This is a genomic window from Rhodococcus sp. IEGM 1408, from assembly GCF_033142235.1.
In the GTDB taxonomy this organism is placed as follows: Bacteria; Actinomycetota; Actinomycetes; order Mycobacteriales; family Mycobacteriaceae; genus Dietzia.
On the sequence record NZ_JAWLRW010000001.1, the window covers coordinates 36,288 to 60,811 of the forward strand.

General features: G+C 69.4%; 24 protein-coding genes and 1 pseudogene. 18 read left to right on the top strand and 7 right to left on the bottom strand.

Translation table 11 applies throughout. From position 1 onward, the window contains the following. Positions 1–790, bottom strand: a pseudogene (locus R4P08_RS00165) (hypothetical protein); the annotation flags it as partial. Between the two features lie 309 nt (positions 791–1,099). Between R4P08_RS00165 and R4P08_RS00170 the strand changes: the two are divergent. The 5 genes from R4P08_RS00170 (at position 1,100) to R4P08_RS00190 (ending at position 7,149) form a co-directional block, all read left to right on the top strand. Further along, positions 1,100–2,551 carry a hypothetical protein gene (locus R4P08_RS00170; protein WP_317811726.1) on the top strand — a complete coding sequence of 484 codons (1,452 nt, stop codon included), beginning with the start codon at positions 1,100–1,102 and terminating at the stop codon, positions 2,549–2,551. 27 nt (positions 2,552–2,578) lie between these two features. Beyond that, positions 2,579–3,496: a PspA/IM30 family protein gene (locus tag R4P08_RS00175; RefSeq protein WP_317811727.1), complete on the top strand. Its 918-nt coding sequence runs from the start codon at positions 2,579–2,581 to the stop codon at positions 3,494–3,496. Between the two features lie 97 nt (positions 3,497–3,593). Further along, positions 3,594–4,808 carry an alpha/beta hydrolase family protein gene (locus tag R4P08_RS00180; RefSeq protein ID WP_317811728.1) on the top strand — a complete coding sequence of 405 codons (1,215 nt, stop codon included), beginning with the start codon at positions 3,594–3,596 and terminating at the stop codon, positions 4,806–4,808. A gap of 100 nt (positions 4,809–4,908) precedes the next feature. After that, positions 4,909–5,403, top strand: a complete 495-nt coding sequence (locus R4P08_RS00185) for an SRPBCC domain-containing protein (RefSeq protein WP_317811729.1) — start codon at positions 4,909–4,911, stop codon at positions 5,401–5,403. A 162-nt stretch (positions 5,404–5,565) separates the two neighbouring features. Next, the gene (locus R4P08_RS00190) at positions 5,566–7,149 is read left to right on the top strand and encodes an HNH endonuclease signature motif containing protein (RefSeq protein WP_317811730.1); all 1,584 of its coding nucleotides are present in this window, start codon (positions 5,566–5,568) and stop codon (positions 7,147–7,149) included. Positions 7,150–7,165: 16 nt separating this feature from the next. On the opposite strand, the gene R4P08_RS00195 is transcribed toward R4P08_RS00190, so the two are convergent. Beyond that, entirely contained in the window at positions 7,166–8,575 is a 1,410-nt protein-coding gene (locus R4P08_RS00195; protein WP_317811731.1) for an NYN domain-containing protein, read from the bottom strand. Between the two features lie 101 nt (positions 8,576–8,676). On the opposite strand from R4P08_RS00195, the gene R4P08_RS00200 reads away from it, so the two are divergent. Continuing rightward, positions 8,677–9,537, top strand: a complete 861-nt coding sequence (locus R4P08_RS00200; protein WP_317811732.1) for a mycofactocin-coupled SDR family oxidoreductase — start codon at positions 8,677–8,679, stop codon at positions 9,535–9,537. A gap of 85 nt (positions 9,538–9,622) precedes the next feature. Here R4P08_RS00200 and R4P08_RS00205 read toward each other — a convergent pair whose 3' ends face one another. Beyond that, on the bottom strand, positions 9,623–9,751 hold the full coding sequence (locus R4P08_RS00205; RefSeq protein ID WP_317811733.1) for a hypothetical protein: 129 nt from the start codon (positions 9,749–9,751) through the stop codon (positions 9,623–9,625). A 313-nt stretch (positions 9,752–10,064) separates the two neighbouring features. Here R4P08_RS00205 and R4P08_RS00210 point away from each other — a divergent pair, with 313 nt between their 5' ends. Both R4P08_RS00210 and R4P08_RS00215 read left to right on the top strand, forming a co-directional pair. Continuing rightward, on the top strand, positions 10,065–11,303 hold the full coding sequence (locus R4P08_RS00210; protein ID WP_317811734.1) for an acyl-CoA desaturase: 1,239 nt from the start codon (positions 10,065–10,067) through the stop codon (positions 11,301–11,303). A gap of 181 nt (positions 11,304–11,484) precedes the next feature. Then, positions 11,485–12,084: a transcriptional regulator gene (locus R4P08_RS00215; RefSeq protein WP_317811735.1), complete on the top strand. Its 600-nt coding sequence runs from the start codon at positions 11,485–11,487 to the stop codon at positions 12,082–12,084. 46 nt (positions 12,085–12,130) lie between these two features. Here R4P08_RS00215 and R4P08_RS00220 read toward each other — a convergent pair whose 3' ends face one another. The 3 genes from R4P08_RS00220 to R4P08_RS00230 are packed head-to-tail and all read right to left on the bottom strand — an operon-like array spanning position 12,131 to position 16,578. Further along, complete coding sequence (locus R4P08_RS00220) at positions 12,131–14,731, bottom strand: ABC transporter permease (protein WP_317811736.1); 2,601 nt, start codon at positions 14,729–14,731, stop codon at positions 12,131–12,133. Next, on the bottom strand, positions 14,731–15,498 hold the full coding sequence (locus tag R4P08_RS00225; protein WP_317811738.1) for an ABC transporter ATP-binding protein: 768 nt from the start codon (positions 15,496–15,498) through the stop codon (positions 14,731–14,733). The genes R4P08_RS00220 and R4P08_RS00225 overlap by 1 nt, the downstream gene beginning before the upstream one ends. A gap of 27 nt (positions 15,499–15,525) precedes the next feature. Next, entirely contained in the window at positions 15,526–16,578 is a 1,053-nt protein-coding gene (locus tag R4P08_RS00230) for a pseudouridine synthase (protein ID WP_317811739.1), read from the bottom strand. A 257-nt stretch (positions 16,579–16,835) separates the two neighbouring features. Here R4P08_RS00230 and R4P08_RS00235 point away from each other — a divergent pair, with 257 nt between their 5' ends. The 7 genes from R4P08_RS00235 (at position 16,836) to R4P08_RS00265 (ending at position 20,539) form a co-directional block, all read left to right on the top strand. Continuing rightward, positions 16,836–17,732: a universal stress protein gene (locus R4P08_RS00235; protein ID WP_317811740.1), complete on the top strand. Its 897-nt coding sequence runs from the start codon at positions 16,836–16,838 to the stop codon at positions 17,730–17,732. After that, positions 17,729–18,043: a GNAT family N-acetyltransferase gene (locus R4P08_RS00240; protein WP_317811741.1), complete on the top strand. Its 315-nt coding sequence runs from the start codon at positions 17,729–17,731 to the stop codon at positions 18,041–18,043. The genes R4P08_RS00235 and R4P08_RS00240 overlap by 4 nt, the downstream gene beginning before the upstream one ends. A gap of 164 nt (positions 18,044–18,207) precedes the next feature. Further along, on the top strand, positions 18,208–18,492 hold the full coding sequence (locus tag R4P08_RS00245) for a GlsB/YeaQ/YmgE family stress response membrane protein (protein ID WP_317811742.1): 285 nt from the start codon (positions 18,208–18,210) through the stop codon (positions 18,490–18,492). Between the two features lie 100 nt (positions 18,493–18,592). Further along, the gene (locus R4P08_RS00250) at positions 18,593–18,886 is read left to right on the top strand and encodes an antitoxin (protein WP_317811743.1); all 294 of its coding nucleotides are present in this window, start codon (positions 18,593–18,595) and stop codon (positions 18,884–18,886) included. A 74-nt stretch (positions 18,887–18,960) separates the two neighbouring features. Further along, positions 18,961–19,563 carry a TetR/AcrR family transcriptional regulator gene (locus R4P08_RS00255; RefSeq protein WP_317811744.1) on the top strand — a complete coding sequence of 201 codons (603 nt, stop codon included), beginning with the start codon at positions 18,961–18,963 and terminating at the stop codon, positions 19,561–19,563. Between the two features lie 14 nt (positions 19,564–19,577). Next, the gene (locus R4P08_RS00260; RefSeq protein WP_317811745.1) at positions 19,578–20,375 is read left to right on the top strand and encodes a class E sortase; all 798 of its coding nucleotides are present in this window, start codon (positions 19,578–19,580) and stop codon (positions 20,373–20,375) included. Beyond that, entirely contained in the window at positions 20,375–20,539 is a 165-nt protein-coding gene (locus R4P08_RS00265) for a hypothetical protein (protein WP_317811746.1), read from the top strand. Before R4P08_RS00260 ends, R4P08_RS00265 begins: the two co-directional genes overlap by 1 nt. A 63-nt stretch (positions 20,540–20,602) precedes the next feature. Here R4P08_RS00265 and R4P08_RS00270 read toward each other — a convergent pair whose 3' ends face one another. Continuing rightward, the gene (locus R4P08_RS00270) at positions 20,603–21,154 is read right to left on the bottom strand and encodes a DUF2020 domain-containing protein (protein ID WP_317811747.1); all 552 of its coding nucleotides are present in this window, start codon (positions 21,152–21,154) and stop codon (positions 20,603–20,605) included. A gap of 92 nt (positions 21,155–21,246) precedes the next feature. Here R4P08_RS00270 and R4P08_RS00275 point away from each other — a divergent pair, with 92 nt between their 5' ends. From R4P08_RS00275 to R4P08_RS00285, 3 genes are all read left to right on the top strand, one after another. Then, positions 21,247–21,870: a TetR family transcriptional regulator gene (locus R4P08_RS00275; RefSeq protein WP_317811748.1), complete on the top strand. Its 624-nt coding sequence runs from the start codon at positions 21,247–21,249 to the stop codon at positions 21,868–21,870. A 119-nt stretch (positions 21,871–21,989) separates the two neighbouring features. Continuing rightward, positions 21,990–22,925: a hypothetical protein gene (locus R4P08_RS00280; protein WP_317811749.1), complete on the top strand. Its 936-nt coding sequence runs from the start codon at positions 21,990–21,992 to the stop codon at positions 22,923–22,925. Positions 22,926–23,590: 665 nt separating this feature from the next. Beyond that, the gene (locus tag R4P08_RS00285) at positions 23,591–24,484 is read left to right on the top strand and encodes an Ig-like domain-containing protein (protein WP_317811750.1); all 894 of its coding nucleotides are present in this window, start codon (positions 23,591–23,593) and stop codon (positions 24,482–24,484) included. Positions 24,485–24,524: the final 40 nt, after the last annotated feature.

Here is a 24,524-nt window from a genome sequence, read left to right on the forward strand (position 1 = left end):
AATCGGAAACCGAACCGGTCAGGGTCGCGAGCGAACCCGTCGCCGGATCAGACGAATCAGAAGCCGAACCCGTGGCCGGATCAGCCGAATCGGAAACCGAACCGGTCAGGGTCGCGAGCGAACCCGTCGCCGGATCAGACGAATCAGAAGCCGAACCCGTGGCCAGATCAGCCGAATCGGAAACCGAACCGGTCAGGGTCGCGAGCGAACCCGTGGCCGGATCAGACGAATCAGAAGCCGAACCCGTGGCCAGATCGCTGGAGCCGAGGTTGGCAATGATCGGGGCGAGTGAACCCGTCGCCGGATCAGCGGAGTCAGAAGCCGAACCCGTGGCCGGATCAGCCGAACCCGTGAGGCCCGACAGCGAACCCGTCGCCGGATCAGCGGAGTCAGAAGCCGAACCCGTGGCCGGATCAGCCGAACCCGTGAGGCCCGAGAGCGAACCCGTGGCCGGATCAGCGGAACCCGTCAGGTCGCTGAGCGAGCCAGTGGCCGGGTCGGCCGAGCCGAGCGCAGCATCGAGATTGAGGCCGAGCCCGAGGGAGTCTCCCAGGCCCAAACCGAGGCCGAGGCCGAGATCGGCGCTGCCCTGTGCGTTGGCGATGCCCGGCAGTCCGGCGAGAACGAGGCCGGAGGCCGCGATAACGGCCATCATGCGCTTTGCATTCTTCATAGAAAGTGCCTTTCGTTGATGTTGACGACCCGGCGACCAGGCTTCGCACCCTGTCGCCCGGTCCAGCGTCGGCTCAAGGCCACCACCGTCGGATCGTTCCATCACCTTATCGGCCACTTATCTGAGCGCGTTACAAAGGGACAGAAACAGCACAGGAAATACCCAGCTACCTGCCCTGCCCCAGACAGCGAGGTCCGACTATGAATTGTGCCGGTGACCCGCTACTTGTGCCGCTACCTCGTGTTATACAAACCTTAATAAGTAAACATTTGTACATATCAGCCGGCACTTATCGGCAATAGTGACCTTGATCACGTTTAAACGTTCTCGAGCCAACCTGCCCGAAGTCGCGCGCAGTCCGGCCTCGCGATGATCGAACTTGAGGATACCCTCGGAAAAGTCACACCCATCCACCCCAGGAGCGATATGTCGTCGAGTAGCACCGGAGTACAGTTCCCCACCGATTCCGACGGGAACCGTTCGACCGCGCGGCTGGCCAAGCAGGTCGTCGCTGATGCTCTCGCCGTCGTCGACCCCGCCGCGGCCGAGCGGGTCCCGAAGATAAAGGACTGGCGGAAGGGCTACATCGCGCCCTTCACCGAGATGGTCAGCGCCGGCGTCGCAGACCCCGCCAAATGGGACGGAGCGGCCCGCGCCGCACTCGACTCGCTCCAGTCCAGGATGGTGGGCGTGCACGAGGTCGACGGGAAACCGGTCGAGACCCCGATGTCGGACTACCTCGCCGTCGTCGAGCCGCGATCCACCCCGGGGACCGAGACGATCCAGGGCACGGCGACCCCCGTCCGCGAGCTCTCCATCCCCTACCGCGGTGAGAACCTCACCGGCGCGGCGCTCCGCGACCGGCTGGACAAGTGGGTCGACGGCGGCGTGATCGAACCGAGCTGCGCTGCCGCGATCCGACTGGTGCAGGACAACCCGGAGTGGCTCTCGCTCCCGGGGCGCGCCATGCTCGTCCTGGGCCTCGGTTCGGAGATGGGTCCGACCGGCCAGCTCCTACGGTGGGGCGCCGACGTCCTGGGCGTCGACCTGCCCTCGAGCCCGGCGTGGGATCGCTTCCGCGGGGAGTCCTCCGCGTTCGCGGGCCGGCTCCACGTTCCGACCGATCCCGAGGGTCGCCCGGGCGTGGACCTGCTGACCCAGCTCCCGGAGATCGCGGCCTGGGCCCGGTCCGCCGCCCCGGCTCCCCTCACCATCGGCAGCTACTTCTACGCCGACGGCGGGACCCACGTCCAGCTCTCCTCCGCAGCCGACGCCCTCGTCGTCGACCTCCTGGGGGACGGGACGGCCGACGCCCTCGCTTATCTCGCCACCCCGATGGACACCTTCGTCGTCCCCACCGACGTGCGGGAGGCCTCGGACGCCGCCCTCACCGCGCGCAAGGCCACCGACGTGAAGAAGATCGTCGGCGCGCTCACCCGCCGCAAGGTGTTCCACCGCAACTACGAGAAGGGTCACGGACCCGCGGTGCACGACGCCCTGGTCCCCCAGCAGGGCCCCAACTACACCCTGGCCAAGCGGGTCCAGCGCTGGCGCGCCACCACCGCGTTCGCGGACGGCCACACCGTCTCCGTCAACGTCGCGCCCGCCACCAACACGCACTCGGTCACCAAGAACAAGATCCTCGCCGCCACGTACAAGGGCGCCCACGTGTTCGGCATCGAGATCTTCGAGGCCGCCACCTCATCGGCACTCCTCGCCGCGCTGATGGTCCACGACCTCAACGTGGGGCGGCCGGACGTGACCGTCCAGTGGGAGCACGAGTCGCACGGCGCGGCCTCCGGCGGGCTGTGGCGCCAGCCGTACCTGCCGCGGACCGCCCTGCCGGTGGCCGCGCTGCTCGGTACCGTCAAGAAGTAGAAGCCGCCGCGAAAGTTAGGAACCGCCATGCCGAACCCGTTCTCCAAGGGCTGGAACTACCTCAAGGCCTCGCTCGACCAGAAGGTCGACGACAACGCGGACCCCAAGATCCTCGTCCGCCAGGCCATGGACAACGCCCGGCAGCAGCACAAGTCGGTGGCGGATCAGGCGGCCGCGGTGATCGGCAACGCCAAGCAGCTCGAGATCACCATGGGAACCAAGGCCCGCCAGCTCGACGAGGTCCAGGGGCAGGTCCGGCAGACCCTGCAGGTGGCCGAGTCGGCGCGGGCCGAGGGCGACGCTGCCAGGGCCGCCCAGTTCGACACCCAGGCCGAGCAGTTGGCCGGCCGGCTGGTCACGCTGGAGCAGGATCTGGAGCACACCCGCCAGCTCCACGGGCAGGCGGTCCAGGCCGCCGAGCAGGCCAAACACGCGGTCAAGGAGTCCGAGCACCGGCTTCGCGAGATCCTCGCCCAGGAGGACCAGCTGCTGCTCCAGGCCACGCAGGCCGAGATGCAGCACCGCAGCTCCGAATCCCTGTCCCTGGAGGGCGTGGGCGGCGGCAACTCCCCGACGTTCGACGAGATCCGCGCCAAGATCGAGGGCCGCTACACCACAGCGCTCGGCAAGCAGGAGCTCGCGGAGGCCACGGGGGCGGCGTCCAGCGCGCAGCTCGACGCCGCCGCGTTCACCCGCGAGTCGCAGGGCCGGTCCAAGCTCGAGCAGATCCGCGCGTCCATGGGCCTGACCGGCGGCGCCGGCGCGGCAGTCGAAGGCGCCGGGTCCGGCTCCGGGTCCAGCCCCCAGCTGACCGAGGGAGCAGGGGAGCCCGGACAGGCCGACGCGGGCGGGCACACCCCGGGGACCTCTGACTCCTCCGGCCCCTCTGACCCCGCCGGCTCCGACCCCTCCGGCCCGACGTTCCCGCGGGACACCCGGGAGTAAGGACTTTCGCCCGGCGGCTGCGGGTTCTATTGTCATCAGCGCGCGGTCCCGGGTTCCCCGTCGGTCGCATGCCCGCCGCGAACGAATGAGGAACCCCGTGACCCACAGCTCCCGTCCGACCGCCCGGCTCGGGGCAGCGCTCGCTCCGGTGCTGGCCCTCGCGCTGATCGGCGGCGCCGCCTCGCCCGTCGCGGCGCAGTCGGTTCCCGGTTCCTCTGCGGACATCGGCGCAATCAACTCGGTCGGGGGCAGCGTGGACCCGTCGAGCGCGGGCGCCGGCTCCGCCCAGGTCGGCTCCACCGGTTCCACGGGGACGGACTCGCTTATCGGCCTGGGCACGCTGCCGCAGCTGGGCACCGGTTCGCAGAACACCCTGGCCACCCCGCCGATCGGCATGGAACCCCAGCCGGTCACCGTCACCGAGGTGCGGGGCAAGGACATCGGCGACCCGCGGGTGGCCGGCGGCGACACCCGCTTCGAGCGCTGGTGGATCGCGTCCAAATCGATGAACCGTGTACTGCCGGTCGAGATCTGGCGGCCCGCCACCGACACCCCGGCCCCGATGCTCTACCTCCTGGACGGCGTCGACTCGCCCTCCCCCAGCGGTTGGCTGCTGCCCGGCAACGTCCAGGACACCTTTGCGCGCGAGCACGTCACCCTGGTCATGCCCGCGCGCGCGGATGGTTCCCTGCACGCCGACTGGAAGAACGACGACCCGGTCCTGAGCCGCAACAAGTGGCAGACCTTCCTCACCGAGGAGCTGCCGCCGCTGCTCGAGGGCGGCGCCCTGCCGTTCAACGGCAAGCGCGGCATCGCCGGTCTGTCCATGGGCGCGGCCAGCGCGGTCACCATCGCCGAGAGTCGCCCGGACCTGTACACCGCGGTCGGCTCGATCTGCGGCTGCTACACCGCCCGCGACGATCTGGGCTTCGCCCTGGCCAAGATCGTCGCCGAGACCCGCAGCGGCAACATCGCCAACATGTGGGGCCCGCGCACCGACCCGGCCTACGCGGAGAACGACGGGCTGCTGCACGCCGAGAAGCTGCGCGGCAAGACCCTGTACTTCGCCACCGCCAACGGCATGCCCGACGCCACCGAGTGGCAGCGCAACAACCGCGACCTGCTCAAGTTCTCCCAGGGCACCGGGCTCGAGATCGCCACCCACGCCTGCACAGTCGAGATGGACCGGCGACTGGACGAGCTGGGCATCGCCGCCACCGTGGACTACCTACCCACCGGCCTTCACAACTGGGATAATTTCAGCCGTTTCCTGGCTCCGATGCGCGATACGCTGATGCCGGTGCTGCGCTAGATCTGAGCCGGACCGGCCCCCGGGCTGAGCCTGAGCTGGACCGGCCCCCGGGCTGAGCCGATACCGCCGTGGCGCCTCTCGAGACCCCCGAGGAGACGCCATGTCCACCACTCCCACCGCCTCCGGCTATCTCAACGACTCCGGGGCCGTCGTGTTTCCCCGCCGCCTGCCGATTTCCCGCGAGCAGGCGTGGGCGGCGGTCACCGATCCGGCCCGCACCGCCCGGTGGATCGGCCCGTGGTCGGGCGACCCGGCATCGGGAACCGTTCAACTCACGATGACCGCGGAGGAGGGCGATCCGGTCGACGGGGTCGAGGTGGTGACCTGTGAGGCGCCGGGCCTCCTCGTCGTCAGGACCGGACCGGACGGGTGGCTCCTCACCGTGCGGGTCGAGGGCGACGACGACGAGGCGGTCATCTCCCTGGAACAGGACATCGCAGACGCCCAGTCCGCCTCCGACATCGGTCCCGGGTGGGATTTCTACCTGGACCGGTTGGTTGAGGCCGAGGCGGGCCGGGACCCGGAGGCACTCAACTTCGAGCCCGACTACCACCCCGGCCTGTCCAATTACTACCGCGAGCTCCTGGGCGGGTGAGCCCGGCTGGTTGATCCGGGCGACCCCGGCTGGTTGATCCGGGCGACCCCGCCCTGCGCTGTCATCGCCGCAGGCAGAGCATCGTGTCGTACCCCGCTGCTAGTCTTTGAATATCGAACACACGGGCGATGCAACAACGGTCAAGAGGAGGGGGCGAGTCGGATGACCACAGAACGCGTTTCGGGTATCGCAGCGGCCGGGCTTGCCGCTCTCGACGCGCTCCGCGCCGAGAACCGCGCAGCCGCCGCCCGTCTGCGTGCCTGCCACGCCCTGCACGACCTGTGCGAGGAAGAACAGTTGCTCCGCGACCTCGAAGCCGGCTACTACGAACCCGACGGCCCCGAGCGCCCGGCGGACCACGCGGTGCTCGACCCTCGTGATGTGGCCTGCGCGGAACTGGTGGCGACGTACGGCGTCCACCACAACCGCGCCGCGGCCATGCTCACCCTGGCCCGCACCCTCGTGACCCGGTACCCGGGGATCGTCGAGGCGATGGAGTCCGGCCTCCTGGACGAGCGCACGGCGGAAATGCTGGCCCGGCATATGCGGACGGTCGATTCTTCGGTCATAGATTCCGTGCACCGCCTCGTGGTGGACTGGTTACTGGACTCCATCAAGTCCGGTGACCGGCCCGGACGTTCGGCGATCCTGGCGCAGACAGACCGCATCATCGCGGCTCACGACCCCGAGGGGGTCCTCGCCCGGGCCGCCGCCGCCGTCCGGGAGCGCCGGGTCCGCATCCGGCGCGCCGTGGACGGAATGGCCGACCTGCACGCCCATCTCACCTCGTCTGAGGCCGAGGCACTGAACGAGGTCCTTGAGGACACCGTCCGCGAGGGCCTCGCCCGCGAGAAACTAGCCCGCGTCGAGGCCGTCCGCAACGGCGCCGGCCAGCCGCTCGATGCCGACTCGCACCGAACCAAGGACGAACGCCGGGCGGACGCCCTGGTCGACGCGGTCCTGGGCACCAGCAACGGTAACGGCACCGGCACCGGCGAAACCTCCGACGACGCCCAGGGAAGAACCCCCGCAGTGCAGATCCGGCCGAACATCACCGTCCTGGGGCCGTTCGGCCCCGGCGACGAGCCCGAGATCTATCACCCCCGCGGAGGTCCGGCGACGATCGACGCGCTCATCGCCCTTCTCACCCGGAGCGCCGGCGCGACCATCGCTGTCCCCAACCCCAAGCCCGGTGCGGTGGACTCCCCCACAGGGGCACGCCGCTACCGCATCAGCGCCGAGCTCGCCAAGCGGATCCGCCTACGCGACGGCACCTGCCGTCACCCGGGGTGTTCGGTTCCAGCAGATGATTGTGACCTCGACCATGTGATTCCCTTCGACCACTCCGGCCCCGACCGGGGCGGACTCACCGTCGAAGGCAACCTCATGTGCCTGTGCAGACGCCATCACCGACTCAAGACGTTCCACACCTGGCACTACCGGCTCGCCCGGGACGGAACCCTCACGGTCACCACCGACACGGGCCACACTCTCGTCACCGATCCGCAAGGGCCTCTCGCCCGCTGGCGCCTGCTGACTTCGCCAGACTCCGACACCCTCACCGAGACGGGGACGATCAAGCGCCCCTGGCTCGACCCGCGGCCCCGCAGCACCCACTGGTTCCGGCGAGCGTGTCGGATCGCCGCCGAGCGCCGCGATAACGTCGCCGCGGCGCGGGGCGACCGTCCGGTCGGCAGGACGGACGACCGGTCCGACGACCCCGACCTTGATCCGCCACCGTTCTGACAGCGCGCCGGGCGCCTCAGCGGTGCTTGAGCAGGACCCCGCGGATCCCTTCGTGGAAGCCGTCACGCAGCCGGACACGCTGAGCCTCGGTCAAGGTGAACTCATTGAGCACCTGGCATGCGAACTGCAGCAACGGGCGGTCGATCGCCGGCGGGAGCACGCCGCCCGAGAGCAGGTGCGCCCCGTCTCGCTGTTCGTCGGAGGCGGCCTGCTCGTACCACCAGGTGGCGTACTGCTGTCCCACGTCAAAGGGGGTCTGCTCGCCGGACGACGTCCACACCTCCTCGGAGAGCGGGACGAACTTGGACCGCAGGGGACGGCGGTGCCGCGCCATCATCGACGGGCTGGGCCGGGACAGGCCGTTGGCCTGGGGACCCGGTCCGGGAGTCGGCACGAGACCGGTCGGTTCGGGATCCTGTTGGGTAGGCTCGGCTTGCTCAGCGGGTGGGACCTGACCGGCGGGCGCGGCCTGACCGATTGGTGGCTCGCGGGTCTCGGGCTTCGAGACGCTCCCCTTCGGAAGGGTCCCGGTGAACGGCTGCGGCTGCGGCCGCGGCTCGGGCTCGGGCTCGGGCTCGGCCCGGATCGCCTCCGGCTGAGGCTCGGATTGGACCGCCCCGGCGACGGCCCCCTCCGCCTGCGTCTCGGTGAGTACAACGCAATCCTGCTCGTCCGCAGCCAACTCCTCAGCGTCGGCGGCTCGCTCCTCGTCGGCGATCGTGAGTCGGGCCTCGTCCGCGACCGAGGTGGCAGCGGCGCGGTCGGACCGGAAGTTGACCTCGACCAGATCCACCGAGCCCTCACCCTCCGCCACCGGGGCTTCGTCGCCGGGAGTCGCGGGCCGCACCGTCGTAGACCGCACCTTCGGCGGGATCGGACCCTCGAGGACGCGGATCTGCATCGCGTCCTTGAAGTCGGTGCGCGGGTCCAGGACCGTCGTGGTGTCGCAGGCGTGACGGAGGGCCGAGGAGATGGAATCCCAGCCGAAGCCCACCAGGTGCATCCGCACGCCGGCGTCCACGGCGACCCGTACCCCCGGGATCATGTCCGCATCGCCGGTCACCAGCACCATGTCCGAGCAGTGACCCTTGTAGGCGGCCAGGATCATGTCCGCCACGAGAAGGGTGTCAACCGCCTTCTGAGTCCGACGCTCGCCCCATTCGATCAACTGCCCCGCCCGGAGCTGCACGCCCTCGATCACGCGAAGGGTCCGCTGGTAGCGGTGGGGGCCGGAATCCGGGATCCCGTCGTACCAATTCTGGCGCTGGACGGGCTGATCTACGAGCCCGTGGGCGACCTGATCTAAACGGTGCACGACCGTGGCCAGCGACAACTCCAACTGTCCTCGCGCACCCTCCTCCCACGAGTTGTAGAAGCTGGCTAATAAATAGGACGTATCCACTAGGACGAGTGTCCGCTGAAGCATGATGATCACTACCTGTCTATTTGTCTACGGTTCACTTCCAGCATGCCGCAGGCTGCACGACCCCGCAGGACAGGCCGCCTAACCCCTAGAGGAGACCCTCGATGTCGCACCCCTCCACCACCCCGCCCGACATGACCGGAAAAGTCGTACTGGTCACCGGAGCCGCCCGCGGGCAGGGTCGGGCGCACTGCGAGGCGTTCGCGGCGGCGGGATGTGGCGTCATCGCCGTGGATCTCTGCCGCGACATCGAGACCGTGCCCTATCCGATGGCGAACCCGGAGGACCTCGAGGCCACAGCGGCGGCCGTGCGCGCCCTCGGTCAGCGCTGCGTGACGGCCCAGGTCGACGTCCGCGATCTGCCCGGGATGAAGAACGCGGTCGACGCCGGAGTCACCGAACTGGGCGGCCTGGACTTCGTGGTGACCAACGCCGGGGTCTCCCCCCAACCGGCCGCGTCGTGGGAGCGCACCGAGGAAGAGTGGGACACCACCCTGGACATCAACCTCAAGGGCACCTGGGTGACGACGACGGCGGCGATCCCCCACATCCTGGCCACCGGCCGGGGCGGGGCGGTCATCATCATCAGCTCGATGGTCGGCCTGCGCGGCGCCCCGTTCACCGCCAGCTACACGACCTCCAAGTGGGCCGTCCGGGGTCTGGCCAAGTCGCTGGCCGGCGAACTCGGCTTCTCCAACGTCCGGTGCAACTCGATCCACCCCGGCAACGTGCGCACGCCGATGATCGACAACCCGTCGATGATCGCGATGATGACGGGCGGCACGGGCACGACGCTCGAGGACGCGGCCGAGACGTTCAGCGGGATGAACCAATTGCCGGCGCCCTGGGTCGAGGCGTCCGCGATCGCCTCGATGGCCCTCTACCTGTGCAGCGATGCAGGGGCGGGCATCACCGGGGCGTCGATCCCAATCGACCTCGGCGGAAGCGAGAAGTTCGGACTCTGACCAGGGGACAGACCAAAAACACCGGCCCGCCCCTCGGATGAGAGGCGGGCCGGCGTGTGTCCGGATCGCTACCCGGCGCGTTCACTCACTCGATGGGAGCGCTCGGGCGGGGCACGCTCAGGGTCGAACCGGTGACGCTCCACACCAGAGTCCAGAAGATGTCGACGACCGGCTGGATGGCCTGGAGGAAAATGGTGTTGAGGCTGGTGCTCATGGTGTGTCCCCTTGATGGTTTGTTGTGCGATCCGTATTACCGCACTTGGAGTCTGCGTGAATTCTCAGAGCCACTGGCCGGTTCCCGGAGTACCTGGAGCCGTCCGCGGCAGTGACGACCCGATTATCGCCACGTACCCGACCGACGTTACACAACCGTGACATCTGCGTCCGAATCAACGAGGTTCCACCCTGGTCAGGGCCCCTCCGCGGGTGAGGGGACGGACTGAAGGAGACGCCTTGCTTACCAGCCCTCTAGTGACAAACCAAACAAACACTACCTACGCGACCGTAAGTTACGGTACCGTAGCTTTATGGCAATCACCGACATCCCGGAATTCGCACACCTTTCCGAGACCGACATCGAAGCCCTCGGTGCCGAGCTCGAGCAGATCCGCCAGGACATCATCGGTTCCCTCGGCGAGCGCGACTCTGACTACATCCACAACACGATCCGCTTCCAGCGCGCCCTCGAAGTGGGCGCCCGCGCACTGCTCGTGGTCGGTTCGCGCAACCGCACGGCATGGGCGATCGGAGCCGGCGCGCTCGGCCTCTCCAAGATCGTCGAGAACATGGAGCTCGGGCACAACATCATGCACGGGCAGTGGGACTGGATGAACGATCCGGAGATCCACTCCACCACGTGGGAGTGGGACATCGTCGGCACCGGCGAGCACTGGAAGCAGACCCACAACTACATCCACCACAAGTACACCAACATCGTCGGCATGGACGACGACGTCGGGTACGGCGTGCTCCGGGTGACGCGCGACCAGCGTTGGTACCCCTTCTACTACGGCAACATCGCCTACAACGCGGCCCTCGCGCTGCTGTTCCAGTGGGGCGTCGGCATCCAGCACCTCGAGCTGGGCAAGGTCGTCAAGGGTCGCGACGACCGCCCCGAGACCAAGCGCAAGGTCGCACTCTTCGCCAAGAAGGCCGGGCGACAGCTCGCCAAGGACTACGTGTTCTACCCGGCGCTCTCGCGCAAGGGCTGGAAGTCCACGGTCACCGCGAACCTCGTCGCCAACGGCATCCGCAACGTGTGGACCAACGCCGTGATCTTCTGTGGGCACTTCCCCGACGGCGCCGAGAAGTTCACCAAGAAGGACGTCGAGAACGAGACGCGCGCCGAATGGTACCTGCGGCAGATGCTCGGCAGCGCCAACATCACCGGCGGACCGGTCGTCGACTTCCTCTCGGGGAACCTGTCGTACCAGATCGAGCACCACATCTACCCGGACATGTCCTCCAACCGCCTGGCGGAGGCGTCGGTGCGGGTTCGCGAGGTGTGCCGTAAGTACGACCTCCCCTACGTGGCGGGTCCGCTGCCGGTGCAGTACTTCAAGACCTGGCGGACGATCGCAAAGCTGTCGCTGCCCAACCACATGCTCCGTCGCACCGCGGACGATGCCCCGGAGACGCACTCCGAGCGGATGTTCGCGGACGTCCCCGAGGTGCTCCCCACCCAGGCGGGACAGCGGGCCGGCCTCAACACTGCGCTCAACTACATCCGCTCGCATCGCGCCGGCAAGGTCGCCACGGCGGCCTGACACGCCCCCGCTTCACAACGGCACGCCCCGACACCGAACCCGGTGCCGGGGCGTGCCGTTGTTTCGGACCGTGAACGGAGCTCCGACGATAGGCTGACGCTCGGATCGGCGGTCACCGTCGACGGCCGGTGCTACAGCGGTCGAGCCAGACGCCACGTGCAACACGACGACGGGAGCCACCATGGAGGACCGGCGCATGCTCATCGCCGACTCGGCGATCGAGGTGGTGGCCAGGGACGGGGTCCGCGCGCTCACCCACCGCGCCGTGGACTCCGAGGCGGGGCTGCCCTCCGGCTCCACGTCCTACTACTGCCGCACCCGTGCGCAGCTCCTCTCCATCACCGTGGACCGGCTCACCTCGCTACTGCGGGGATTCGTCGAGGTCTCGGGGATCCAGGAGCTGTCGTCCTCCGACGCCGACGACGTCCTGTCGTTGCTCACCCGCATGATCGAGGGCCTCCTCGCCGACTACCGGGGCGAGCTCGCGGCCCGCTCCGCGCTCATAATGGAGCTCGCCGGCAAGGAGGACACCACCGACCTCGTGGCCGCCCTGCTCGACCCGAGCGACCTCGCCAGCGCACTCGACGCCGCCGGCCTACGCGATCCGGCGGTGGCGGCACTCGACCTCCTCACCGTGTACGAGGGCCTGCTCTGGGAACGCACCGTGGGCCGACTGTCCGCCACGGAGGTCGATCAGAAGCACGACGCCGAGATCCTCGGCGCCGTCCTGGCTCGCCACGAACACCGCGGTTCGCGCAACCTGTTCGGCCTGCTGCGGTAGTGCCGCAACGGACCGAACAGGTCTGGACCGAACAGGTCCGGGCTGACTAGTCCGCGATCGCCTCGAGCGGGCCCGTCTTGGCGGCCCGGTGCGCCGGCCACAGCGAGGCGAGCACGCCCACGAACGCCGAACACACCAGGACGACCCCGATCGTCCCCCACGGGATGGTGGTCTCACTGAGACCGCTGTCCGCGAGGACGGAGACGAACGCCCAGCCCAGGTAGACGCCCACGGCGGCGCCGATCAGGGCCCCGAACACCGCGATCTGCGTGGATTCGAGGTTGATCGTCCGCCGGATCTGCGACCGCTGCATGCCGATCGCCCGCAGCATGCCGATCTCGGTGCGGCGCTCGATGACCGACAGCGCCAGGGTGTTGACGATCCCCAGCACCGCGATCACCAGGGCCAGGCCGAGCAGGGCGTAGATGATCGTCAGCAGCTGGTCGATCCCACCCGACTGGACGTCGATGTACTGCTGCTTGCTCTGCACGGTCGCGATCGGGATATCAGTGAGCTCCGCGGTCACGCCTTCCAGGACCTCGTCCGGCGACGTGCCCTCGGCCGCCTTGGCCAGCACGATCGCGGTCGAGCGCAGATTTTCCGGCACCAGCCGGTCGTAGACGTCCATACCGGTGTAGAACTCCCCGAGGATCTGGGCGTCGGTGTAGATGCCGGTCACCCGCAGGGTGGACTCCGTGCCGTCGGGGCCGACCAGCGGGACACTGGTGCCCATCGTCCAGCCCTTGTCGCGGGCCAGATCCTGGGAGACGACGAGGGCGTCGGCCTCGGGCTCGAGTGAGCCGTCGACCACCGTCGCCTCGAGCAGTTCCTCGACGGGTCCGCCGGCGGCCGCGATCCCCTGGGGTTCGCCGCCGAGCTGGCCGAAGCCGAACGCCAGCCAGGCCACGTCTCCGACGCCGTCGACGCCGGCGATCCGGTCCTCGATGCCGCCCGCCAACGGGGTCGGCGGGCCCTGGGAGGCCACGCCCTGGACGATCACGTCCGCCGTGATCCCCTGATCGATCAGCCCGCTCACGCTCTCCTTGGTCGTGGCGCCCAGGGTCCCGAACGCTGCCACCAGGGTGAGCCCGAGGGTGAGGGCGAACGCGGTCGCCGCGGTGCGACGGGTGTTGCGGCCGGCGTTGGTGGCCGCCAGCTTGCCGACCGCACCGAACGGGGCGCCGATGAGTCGGCCGATCCCCCCGGCGATGGGCCTGGCCAGAGCGGGCATCACCAGGAAGCTGCCGACGATCAACGCGGCGGCGCCGATGCCCACCGTGATCGCCCCGCTCTTGGTGGTGTCCTGCCAGGTGCCGATGAGCGCGAGCATCAGTCCGCTCACCACGGCGAACACGCCGACCGACGTGCGCCAGGCCCCACCGGCCTCCGCCGACGCCGCCCCGACCCGCATGCCCTGGACCGGGGCCACGCGTCCGGCCCGCCGGGCGGGTGCCCACGCGGAGAACAGGGTGACGACGAAGCCCAGCACGAGCGGGGTGACCACGGACATGGGGGTCAGCGCCAGGTCCCCGGAGGGGATCCCCAGGTCAAAGGCCTCGAGGACCACAAAGATGACCTTGGCCAAGCCGAACCCGGCCAGCACGCCGAGCGCGGACCCGATGAGTCCGGTGAGCGCGGCCTCGGCCAGCACGGACCGGGTGAGCTGACCGCGGGTGGCGCCGATCGCCCGCAGCAGGGCGAGTTCCCGCAAGCGCTGCGCGACGAGCATGGAGAAGGTGTTGTAGATGATGAACGTGCCCACCAGCAGCGCGATCAGGCCGAAGGCCACGAAGAAGTAGTTGACGAAGTCCAGGATGGTCGAGAGCTGCTCGGAGAGCTTCTCCTTGACCTCCGCCCCGGTGCTCACCGAGTACTCGGGGAACTCGGCGGCGAGGGTGTCGCGGACCTCCTCCTGGCTCACCCCGGGCGCGGCCTTGACGGCCACGTTGCGGGCGTTCTCGCCGTCGGTGAACAGCGCACGGGCCCGCTCCGAGGTGAAGCCGACCCCGACGTAACCGCCCACGTCCGTCTCGCTGGCGAAGGAGCCCACGATCGTGACCTCGAGCATGCCGGCGGAGGTGGTGTACACCTGCGCGGGATCCCCGATAGCCAACCCGGCCTTGTCCAGCACCGATACGGGGAGGACCACCTCGTCGTCGTCGGCCGGGGCCCGCCCGTCGGTGATCCAGTCGCTGCTCCCCACCGCGGCCTCGGGATCGACCCACTCCAGGCCCTCCGACGGGGCTCCCCCGGACTGGTAGGGCGTGCCGTCGGAATTGAACAGCACGACCGTGCCGGTCACCCCGGGCGTGGCCGCCTCGACCCCGGGGAGTTCGAGAGCCCGCTCGGCGACCTCGAACCGCACGCCGGCGCCCCGGGGATCCTCGGGCTCGATCATCGCGGACAGGTCCTGCGTGCCCTGGTCGAGCAGCCCGTCAAAGGTGCTCTTGAGCGTCGAGGTGAACACCAGCGACCCGGTGACGAACGCGGTACCCAGCACCACGGAGAGGACCGAGAGGACCAGGCGCAGTTTGTTTGCCGCGATGTTGCGCAGCGAGACCTTCAGCATCGGCCGGGAGTTCCCGGAGGAGTGTCGGGCGGCGTTCCCGGAGGCGTGGCGGGCGCTGCCCTCCCCGGCGACGGCCATCACAGCTCCTCGAGGGCGCCCATGGCTGCCAGGATGTCGTCAGCGGTGGGGTGCTCGAGTTCGCGGACGACCCGGCCGTCGGCCAGCAGCAGGACGCGGTCGGCGTAGGTGGCCGCGCGCGGATCGTGGGTGACGATCACGACCGTCTGTTGGAAGTCGTCGGCCGCGCTGCGCAGGATCGCCAGCACCTCCGCCGACGAGGTGGAGTCGAGGTTGCCGGTGGGCTCGTCGCCGAACAGGATGTCCGGCCGCCCCACCAGGGCACGCGCGCAGGCCACGCGCTGCTGCTGACCACCGGACAGCTCCGACGGCCGGTGCGAGAGCCGGTTCCCGATCCCCAGGCGCCCGATCACCTCGTCGAACCACGCGCGGTCGATGCCGTGGCCCGCGATGTCCTGCGGGAGCGTGATGTTCTCCTCCGCGGTCAGCGTGGGGACGAGGTTGAAGGACTGGAACACGAACCCGATCCGGTCGCGGCGCAGCGCGGTGAGGTCCTTGTCCGCCAGACCCACGATCTCGGTCTCCCCGATCCGCACCGACCCCGACGTCGGCCGGTCCAGGCCCGCCATGCAGTGCATGAGCGTGGACTTGCCGGAGCCCGAGGGGCCCATGATGGCGGTGAAGCGTCCGCGCTCGAACGAGGCGCTGACGTGATCCAGCGCGCGGACCTCGGTCTCGCCCTCGCCGTAGGTCATGACGAGGTCGGTGGCGACGGCAGCGAACTGCGTCCCCTCCGCCCGGTGCTGGGTCTCGGCCTGCGTGGTCATCTGTTCTCCCAGATCATTGTGGTCGGACTAGAGCTTGCAGGAATTCGGAGCCGATGCCGATGGGGGATGGCCCGGGTTTCCACCCTGAGCTTTCCCGGGTGCCCACGCCTCCAGTGTCCTACGCGTCTGGAACCGCCGGTCCTCACCCGTCACGGGGTCCACGAAAGCGATCGACTCGGCGAGCAACTGCAGCGGCCGGGAGAAGTCGCCCGGTTCGATCTCCCGCACGCGGGGATAGAGGTCGTCACCGAGGATCGGCGTGCCGAGCGCGTTCATGTGCACGCGGAGCTGGTGGGTCCGCCCGGTGGTGGGTTCCAGTCGGTACAGGCCGAGCCGCGCGCCCGGGCCCGCGTCCGTGCCCGCGTCCGTGCCCCTCGAGCCCGAGCCCCCCGAGCTCGTGCCCGCCCTGGTCTCGAGCAGCGTGATCCGGGTGTGCGCATCGGGTTCGCCGTCCACCTCGGCCGCCTGGAGGATCCCGCGCGTCTTGTGGATCCGGCTGGACCGCTCGCGCACCTCGGGCGTCCCCGGGGGCGCGGGGGCCACGGCCAGATAGGTCTTGCTGACACGCCGGGCGGCGAATAGATCCTGGTAGGCGCCGCGCACGGACGGGTCGGCGGTGAGGACCAGCACTCCGGCGGTGAGGCGGTCCAGACGGTGCGCGGGCGCCAGGTCGTCCAGCCCGAGGTCGCGGCGGAGCCGGACCAGCGCGGTCTCGGTCACGTGCCCGGCGCGGGGGGTGGTGGCCAGGAAGTGCGGCTTGTCGACGACGACGAGGCGATCGTCAACGTGCAGTATCTCGATCCCGAAGGGCACGGGCACCTCCGGCCCGGGGGTCCGGTACGTCCAGACGTCCATCCCCCGGTGGCGCCGGGTGGCCTCGGTGACAGGTTCCCCGTCGGCGGTCACCACCTGCCCCGCGGCGAGGGCCGAGTCGAGGTCCGCGCGCTGGGCGGGGAAACGCCGGCGCAGCTCCTCGGCGATGCTGCGCGGCCCCTGGCCGGGGTCGGCGAGCCGGACCCGAACCGCGTCGACCCCGTCGCGCAGCGGAAGCGGCCGACGCAGACGTCTGGGCTTCGGCATACGCCGAGCTTAGTCGCTGGGCTACACTCACCTGCGCACCACCAGACCCTCACGCCACTTGCAGCGTCACGCACCACTCTTACCTCGGGAGCACCCATGATCGATGCCGTCGTCGACTTCTTCCTCTTCGGCCCCGGCCGCGCCGTCCTCCCGGCGTTCCAGGGCAGCTTCAACATGGCGTACCCGGCCAACGCCCCCTTCCCGGACGAGTTCTGAAGGCGGGTCCACTGACCGCATGTGACGACTACCCTCAGGGCATGGCCACTCTTGAGAATTCCGTAGTCGTAGGCGTCGACGGGTCGGCCGCGTCCACCGGCGCGGTCGCCTACGCCGCCAACACCGCCGCCACCCGCGGGATCCCGCTCGTGCTCGTGACCACGTACACGATGCCCGCAGCCATGTTCGCCGAGGGGATGATCCCGCCCCGGCCCGTCTACGACGAGCTGGAGAAGGAATGCCTGCCGATCATCGAGCAGGCCAGAGCCAGTGCACTCAAGGTCGCGCCCGACATCGAGGTGTCGCACGCGATCGTCGAGGGCAACCCGTCGCAGGTCCTGATCGACTACACCCGCAAGGCCAAGCTCATCGTCCTGGGCTCACGCGGTCTCGGCGGCATCAAGGGCATGGTCCTCGGTTCGGTCTCCGCCTCCGTGGCCAGCCACGCGTTCTGCCCCGTCGTGGTGACCCGGGAGGACACCGACGACCTCGACCGCTCGGGCCCCGTCGTGGTGGGCATCGACGGCTCCGAGGTCAGCGCCAAGGCCACCGAGTGGGCTTTTGCCGAGGCCTCCGCCCGCAACACCACCCTCATCGCCGTGCACACCTGGATGGACCCGCAGGTCCAGGCCGCGGCCGCCGGGATCGCCCTCACCGAGGAGGACTGGAAGCAACTCGAGGAGCAGCAGCTCGAGACGCTGTCGGAACGCCTCGCGGGCTTCTCCGGTCGCTACCCGGATGTCACCGTCGAACGGTTCGTCACCCGCGATCGGGCGGTCCGAGCACTTGTCGAGAAGGGTCGTGACGCCCAGCTCGTCGTCGTCGGTTCCCACGGCCGCGGCGGCTTCACCGGCATGGTCCTCGGCTCCACCAGCCGCGCGCTGCTGCAGGCCGCGCCGTGCCCGGTCATGGTCGTCCGCCCGGAGTGCCACCCGTGAGCGCCGCCGGGAACGAGGCCGGGAACGAGGCCGCCGAGAACGTGCGGGTGCAGCGCAACGCGGCGGCCGGCCGGTTCGAGATCCTGGTCGACGACGTGGTGGCGGGATACGCGGACTACGGCGATTCCGGCGGCGTGCGCACGTTCCCCCATACCGTGGTGGCCGAGGAGTTCGGCGGCCGAGGGCTCGCCGGGCAGATGGTCGGAGAGGCCCTGCGGATCACCAGCGAAGAGGGACTGCGCGTGCGGCCGGCCTGCTCGTTTGTGGAGCGCTATGTCGAGAAGAACCCCGGCTCGGCGGAACTCGCCTGAAACGCCCCGCGCCAGTTCACTATTATAGCGCGGCTAGATAACGAATAAGCGACGTTTAACAGCACACGGGCTCTCACAGGAAGCAATCAGGGCCGCGACGTGTTCTCCTGTAGAGGTGGCCCGTCCGGGGCCAACACAAGACTCTCGGGAAAGGACCAATCGACATGGGCACAATTATCGCCTGGATCATCATCGGCGGGCTCGCCGGCTGGATCGCCTCGAAGATCATGAAGCGTGACGCTCAGATGGGCATCGTCGCCAACATCGTTGCCGGCATCGTCGGCGCGTTCGTCGTGGGCTGGATCGTCTCGTTCCTCACCAACGACGGCAAGGCCATGCCGGAGGCCTTCTCCATCTTCGGCGTCATCGCCGCGATCGTCGGCGCGTGCCTCGTGATCTGGATCGTCAGCCTCGTCACCGGCCGCCGTAAGGGTCACGCCCGCGTCTGATCGCTTTTCGATCGGAACAGCTCCGACGGCCCGGCCCTGGTATCACTGGGCCGGGCCGTCGGCGCATCGGGCGCATGCCCGGCTAGCGAAAGGATCTGTCATGAGTTTCATCAACAAGATCAAAGATTTCGCAGCAAAGAACCCGGACAAGGTCAACGCCGCCGTCAACAAGGCCGGCGACCTGTTCGACCAGCGCACCGGCGGTAAGCACGCCAAACACACAGATACCGCCCAGGAAAAGGCCGGCGAGTTCCTCACCGGACGCAAGGCGGATGGCCCGGGCAGCACGACAGATGCCACTCGGTCTGCCAACCCGGCTGCGACCCCGCCCGTCACACCGACCGACGCCCCTGACGCGGGCCGTCCCCCGACCGGCGGGCCATCTCCGGCGTGACCACCGGGGCCGGTGTCGCCTCACGCGGCACCGGCCCCGTCGAGTCCGGGTTCACAGCCGATAGTCTGTCCACTGTGACGAGCACACGGTCGACCAAGCCCGGCCCGCGGGAGCGGCTCCTGGCCACGGCGACCCGCCTGTTCTCCACCGACGGGATCCGGGCCGTGGGCATCGACCGGATCCTCCGCGAGGCCGGCGTGGCCAAGGCCAGTCTCTACAACACCTACGGGTCCAAGGACGAGCTCGTCGTCGCGTACCTGACGGCGGTGGCCGGGCGGGACCGAGCCCTGTGGCAACGCCGCGCCGACGCCGCGCCCGACGCCCGCGGACGGATCCTCGCGCTGTTCGACATCGTCCGGGAACGTGTGCAACCCGCCACTCCGGGCTCGTGCCACCTCGCCGCGGCGATCGAGTTCCCCAGCCCCACCTCCGATGGCGAGCGTGCCATCCGCGCGGCCGTCTCCGACCAGCGGCAATGGCTGGCCGACACCCTGCGCTCCGAGCTGGCGGGGATGGGCCTGCAGGACCCCGACAACATCACCGACCTCGCCGATCGTCTCGCGATCCTCCACGACGGCACCGTCACCGCCGCCATGCTCGGGGAGGTCGAGACCACGGCGATGACGGCCCGGAGCATGGCCGAGCTCATCCTGGGGATGGTCACGGAACCCTTGTGAGACGCACGCTCCCCGTGAGACGGACTGTGGGCGTCCTGGGCGAACTACTCCTCACGATCGGCGTGGTCCTGGCGCTCTTCGTCGTCTACCAGGTGTGGTGGACCGACATCGGCGCCGCGCGCGGCCAGTCCGCCGCAGACGCGGAACTGGACGAGCGCTGGGCCGCCCCGGGCAATACGCGGGAGCGCGGGGTGTCCCCCGGAGTTGCAGAACTCGACGGGCCGGGCGCCGACGGCACCGCGTTCGCCCGCCTCCATATCCCCGCGTTCGGCTCGGACTACCGGTTCGCCGTGGTCTCGGGAACCACCGGCGCGGACCTGGAGATCGGTCCGGGGCACTACACCGAGACCCAGGCGCCGGGCGAACCGGGGAACTTCGCCGTCGCCGGCCACCGGGTGGGCAGGGGTTCGCCGTTCAACGACCTCGATGCCCTGCGCCCGTGCGACGCCCTCGTGTACGAGACCGCCGACGAGTGGCTGATCTACCGCGTCCTGCCCGTCGACGCCCCGGACCGGGAGACCGCTCGTACCCAGGCCGGGAAGTGCCTCCCCACGGACATCGCTGACCGCGCGACGTCCGGCCCGTACGAGGGCCTGTCCGGAGTGAGCGTGGTCCGCCCCGAGGACGTATGGGTGATCGACGCGGTGCCCGGATTCACCGGGCCGGCCTCCCCCGACCTGCTGCCCCTGGCCACGCTCACCACGTGTCACCCGCAGTTCTCGGCGGCGGAGCGGCTCGTGGTGCACGCCGTGCTCGAGCGGGCCGAACCGCGGATTGCCGGCGATGTCCCCGCCGAACTGAGAGGTCCGTGATGTACGCCTGGCTCTACCGCAAGCTCCCCGGCCCGACCCTCCTCCGGATGGTGCTGCTCCTCGCGCTGGCGGCAGTGGTGTTCCTGCTGCTCATGGAGGTCGTCTTCCCCGCGGTCGAATCGCTGATGCCGTACTCCGACGTCTCCGTCGACCACCCGCGGTAATTCGGCTCCCAGTACCGCTGGCCCGCGACCCGCTACTCCGCCACCAGCCACTCCGCGGACCAGTTACTCCGCGACCCTGGGGGCGACGAGCTCCGCCACCCGCTGGGCCTTGACCGACTGCTCCTGCGTCGACTGCACCGCCAGGACCTGTGTGCCCCGCGCCAGGACCACCAGTGCGCCACTCGGACCGCCGGTCCGGCCCCCGGTCCACCCGCCGTCGACGTCCGAGCGCTCGGACTCGCCGACCGGCGCCGACTCGTCGACCAGCTGCGCGGCCCGGTCCTCCGACGCCACCGAGTACACGTTGGTCGTGAGCTGAACGGCCCCGTCGGCGCCATAGAAGAAGCACGACGCGGGGTCTGTCCGGTCGTCGATCCGCACCTCGGTGGCCAACTCCCCGTTGAGACGCGACGCCTCGTCGGCGGACAGGTACGGGCATTCGGCCTCTGTCACCGGTTCTGCCTGGGGGATTTCCGGCTCGGTGGTCTCCGGCGGAGCCGTCCGGATGGTCCCCATCTCCGGTGCCGGCTCGGAACCGCCGCCACCGCACCCCGCCAGAACTCCGAGCAGTACAACGGACAGGGGGGCGACGAACGAAGTGGTGACGATACGCATAGTGCCAGGATAGGACCTGGGCTACTGGGTAAGGTTTCGTGTACGGCGCTAACAAGTCGACACACTTCGGTGACCAGCGGGGAGGAGACCCCATGGGAAGCTCCACCAGCGAGGGACAGAACAACGACCGCGCTGAGGATCGTCGCCGCGAACTCCGGGAGACCATCTCCTCCGTCGCGATGCGCCTGGCCCTCGAGCGTGGGCTCCACTCCGTGACCGTCGACGAGATCGCCAGGGCTGCCAACGTGTCGCGGCGGACGTTCTTCAACTACTTCCCGTCCAAAGCGGCCGCCTGCATCCCTGATGACTTCCCCCAGGACCGCGAGGCCGTACGACTGTTCCTCACCGATCAGTCGGTGCCGACCCTCACCGCACTCGCCCGCCTCCTGTGGTTGCAGGTCGCGATGGCCCGTCGGGAGACGCCGGAGTTCGCGCTGTTCCACGATATGTGGCGGCGGGAGCCGGAGATCCGTCCCGAGGTGTACGCGGTCCTGACCCGTACCGAGGATGACCTGGCCATGCTGGTCGCCCGCCGCGAGGGCAGGGAACCCGGATCCGTGGAAGCCGCGACGGTGGCGGCCGCTTCCATCGCCGCCCTGCGCGTCGCGGTGGAGCAGTGGCGTTCCGACGAGTCACCGGCGCTGTTGGAGGACCGGATCCGCGAGTCGTTCGCGGCCATCACCCAGGCGGGGTCCCTACCGCCGACCGAGGCCTGACCCTGCACCTGTCCCTGCCCCTGTCGTCAGCCCTGACCCGGGCCCGGCCGGGCGTGTGGGGGTTGCGCTCGGTGCCGGTCGGGACGAGCGGCCCCTTCCCTCCGACGTAGGATCGCTGCATGGAAACGCAGCGGCCCCGCCCCCTCTCCGGGGAACGCGTCGCCCGGATGCTCGTGGCCCTGTCAACCGCGATGGCCGTCTCCGCCTGTTCCGCTCTCGGCCTCTCCGAACCCGCGGACTCGGGCCCGCCCCGGATCTCCCCCAACCCCTTGCCGGAGGTCGCGGCCGCGATGGTCGAGGGTCGGTCCGCCCCCGACACGCGGTTGAACGCTTGTGAACTGCTCGACCTGACGACCGCCCGCGTCATCGCGCTCACCGGCGCCGACATGCCCGAAGTCGAGCCCACCGGATCGGGCGATCTCGGGATGTTGTGCACCTACGGCGGCCCGGGGTCGCCGGAGCGGTACGTCGCGCAGCAGGCCGAGGACGAGGCGGCGGTCGAAGCCGAATCCGCGGCCGAGACCGCTGCGGGGGCGGGGGCTACCGAGGAGTCGGCGGAGGAGTCCGAACCTGCAGACTCCGAGCTCGACCCCGACGCCATCACCACTGCCACGACGACGGCAGCTTCAACCACCACCCGAACCGCCACGGAGGCCCCGGAGTCGACGGCGCTCGTTCCCGACGACGTCCCCGACAGCTTCGCCGCCGGCGTCGTGAAGCCTCCCAGTGGCTCGCGGGCCTCGCTCGCCGGCCAGGCCGCGATGTTGGGCGTGCGTTATGCCTGCTCGGAGATTCGCGGCGAGGACGCCGGGGGCGCGGAGGGCGCCGCACCGCCCCCGCAAGCGCCCGCGCCGGTGCGTCCCGAGCCGGACACCGCGTACATCGACTGCGTGGCGGCCCCGACAGGCGGCGGCGTCGAGGTCCACACGATCCTCGTCGCGGACAACGACCTGTGGCACATCACGTTTGTCAGCCCCGGGACGCCGCGCTCACCGGAGACCGACGCGCGGGCGCTGGCCGGCCTGCACAGGGTCGCCGAGCACATCCTCGCCTGAATCGCGGCAGTGACCGCGGCCGAGACTTCGGGCTGCTGCGGATCGCGGGGGCGACGGAACGGAAAAGGGATCCATAGAACCACCAGAAATGGGAGACGGCGCCGGAGCCCCTCAGCATCCGACGCCGTTCCCTTCACGCGGACTGCGCTGTCGCGCCGTCCGACATCCCTGCTCGCCCTTCGCGGGCGGCGGGCCGGCACCCCCCCAGGTGCCCCGGTTTTCGAAACCGGCCCCTCTTCGTGAAGTAGTAGCCCCTCGCCAGTACTTCACTTCGTCACCGCACCCCCAGCCGGCGACTGGGTAGACCATATGTTGCAGCCATTGCCTTATCAACCCCTTGATCAGGCCTTCTACCATTGACTATGGGTCAATAAGAAACGTTAATGCCTCTACCTGCAGTTCCCGCCCCGCCGTTGCCAATGATCATTGGAACCCTCCAGGCAGGTTCAGTTACAGGTGGGAGTAAGTAAAGCCTGACGGATCTACATCAATGCCAGGACCCGGTCGATGTACTGTTACAGGTGTTACTGCTGGGGCGCGTGGTGTTACTTTGATCAGTGCACCTCAGCTGCCCCCTGGTCGCGCACGCTCTATCCAGCGCAGCCGGGACCAGCGCGCCCATAAACCGCATCGCCGCCCCGTCGCCGGGCTGCCGAAGGAGAACGATGTTCCGTCGATCCCGTCTCATCGCGACCCTGCTGGCCACTGCCGGCCTCGTCGTCGGACTCACTCCCGTCGCCTCGGCGCAGTCCGTCGCCGGCCTGGCCACAGTGGAATCGGCACCCATCTGGACTCCCGCGGGCCTGGGCTTGTCGACGGTTCTCACCATCCCCGTGCCGGCTCCGCCGCGCCCGGCCATCGAGGCCGGGGTGGCCTCCGTCTACCCCACCCGGAACGAGACCGTGGGCGTGGCCCAGCCCGTCATGATCCGGTTCGACCGTCCCGTCGCCGACCGCGCCACAGCAGAAGCCGCCGTGGGGATCCGCACGGCGCCGGCCGTCGAGGGCAAGTTCTACTGGGTCGACGACTCCGAACTCCGCTGGCGCCCCCTGGAGTTCTGGCCGGCCGGCACCTCGGTCACCGTGTGGGCCGGTGGCCGGGAGAACGCCTTCCGCACCGGCGACGCGGTCGTCTCGACCTACGACGACCACACGCACCTCGTCACAGTGACCCGCAACGGCCAGGTCGTCCGCACCATGCGGGCCTCCGCCGGACGCGACGACTACCCGACCCACAACGGCGTCTACTACAACGGGTGGCGCGCCCGCGAGGTCAGGATGGACTCGTCCACCTGGGGGCTGTCGAGGACCGCCGGCGGGTACGACACCACCGTCGCGGACGGCGTGCGACTGAGCTACGACGGCATCTTCATCCACTCCGCCCCGTGGTCGGTGGCCGACCAGGGCGAGCGCAACACCTCGCACGGGTGCATCAACCTCAGCCCTGAGGACGCGGGCTGGTACTACGACAACACGCGCAACGGCGATCCCTTTGTCGTGATGAACGGGCCGGGCAGGCAGTTCGGCGCCTTTGACGGGCAGGGCGACTGGAACTACTGACGAGCCGCCCCCCGGGGGGCCAGCTGAAACACAAACGGAG

Bases quoted from the DNA above. Each gene is read 5' to 3' on its own strand.
- R4P08_RS00170 (WP_317811726.1), top strand. From the start codon at position 1,100: ATGTCGTCGAGTAGCACCGGAGTACAGTTCCCCACCGATTCCGACGGG.
- R4P08_RS00175 (WP_317811727.1), top strand. From the start codon at position 2,579: ATGCCGAACCCGTTCTCCAAGGGCTGGAACTACCTCAAGGCCTCGCTC.
- R4P08_RS00185 (WP_317811729.1), top strand. From the start codon at position 4,909: ATGTCCACCACTCCCACCGCCTCCGGCTATCTCAACGACTCCGGGGCC.
- R4P08_RS00190 (WP_317811730.1), top strand. From the start codon at position 5,566: ATGACCACAGAACGCGTTTCGGGTATCGCAGCGGCCGGGCTTGCCGCT.
- R4P08_RS00195 (WP_317811731.1), bottom strand. From the start codon at position 8,575: ATGCTTCAGCGGACACTCGTCCTAGTGGATACGTCCTATTTATTAGCC.
- R4P08_RS00200 (WP_317811732.1), top strand. From the start codon at position 8,677: ATGTCGCACCCCTCCACCACCCCGCCCGACATGACCGGAAAAGTCGTA.
- R4P08_RS00205 (WP_317811733.1), bottom strand. From the start codon at position 9,751: ATGAGCACCAGCCTCAACACCATTTTCCTCCAGGCCATCCAGCCGGTC.
- R4P08_RS00210 (WP_317811734.1), top strand. From the start codon at position 10,065: ATGGCAATCACCGACATCCCGGAATTCGCACACCTTTCCGAGACCGAC.
- R4P08_RS00215 (WP_317811735.1), top strand. From the start codon at position 11,485: ATGGAGGACCGGCGCATGCTCATCGCCGACTCGGCGATCGAGGTGGTG.
- R4P08_RS00220 (WP_317811736.1), bottom strand. From the start codon at position 14,731: ATGGCCGTCGCCGGGGAGGGCAGCGCCCGCCACGCCTCCGGGAACGCC.
- R4P08_RS00225 (WP_317811738.1), bottom strand. From the start codon at position 15,498: ATGACCACGCAGGCCGAGACCCAGCACCGGGCGGAGGGGACGCAGTTC.
- R4P08_RS00230 (WP_317811739.1), bottom strand. From the start codon at position 16,578: ATGCCGAAGCCCAGACGTCTGCGTCGGCCGCTTCCGCTGCGCGACGGG.
- R4P08_RS00235 (WP_317811740.1), top strand. From the start codon at position 16,836: ATGGCCACTCTTGAGAATTCCGTAGTCGTAGGCGTCGACGGGTCGGCC.
- R4P08_RS00245 (WP_317811742.1), top strand. From the start codon at position 18,208: ATGGGCACAATTATCGCCTGGATCATCATCGGCGGGCTCGCCGGCTGG.
- R4P08_RS00250 (WP_317811743.1), top strand. From the start codon at position 18,593: ATGAGTTTCATCAACAAGATCAAAGATTTCGCAGCAAAGAACCCGGAC.
- R4P08_RS00265 (WP_317811746.1), top strand. From the start codon at position 20,375: ATGTACGCCTGGCTCTACCGCAAGCTCCCCGGCCCGACCCTCCTCCGG.
- R4P08_RS00270 (WP_317811747.1), bottom strand. From the start codon at position 21,154: ATGCGTATCGTCACCACTTCGTTCGTCGCCCCCCTGTCCGTTGTACTG.
- R4P08_RS00275 (WP_317811748.1), top strand. From the start codon at position 21,247: ATGGGAAGCTCCACCAGCGAGGGACAGAACAACGACCGCGCTGAGGAT.
- R4P08_RS00280 (WP_317811749.1), top strand. From the start codon at position 21,990: ATGGAAACGCAGCGGCCCCGCCCCCTCTCCGGGGAACGCGTCGCCCGG.
- R4P08_RS00285 (WP_317811750.1), top strand. From the start codon at position 23,591: ATGTTCCGTCGATCCCGTCTCATCGCGACCCTGCTGGCCACTGCCGGC.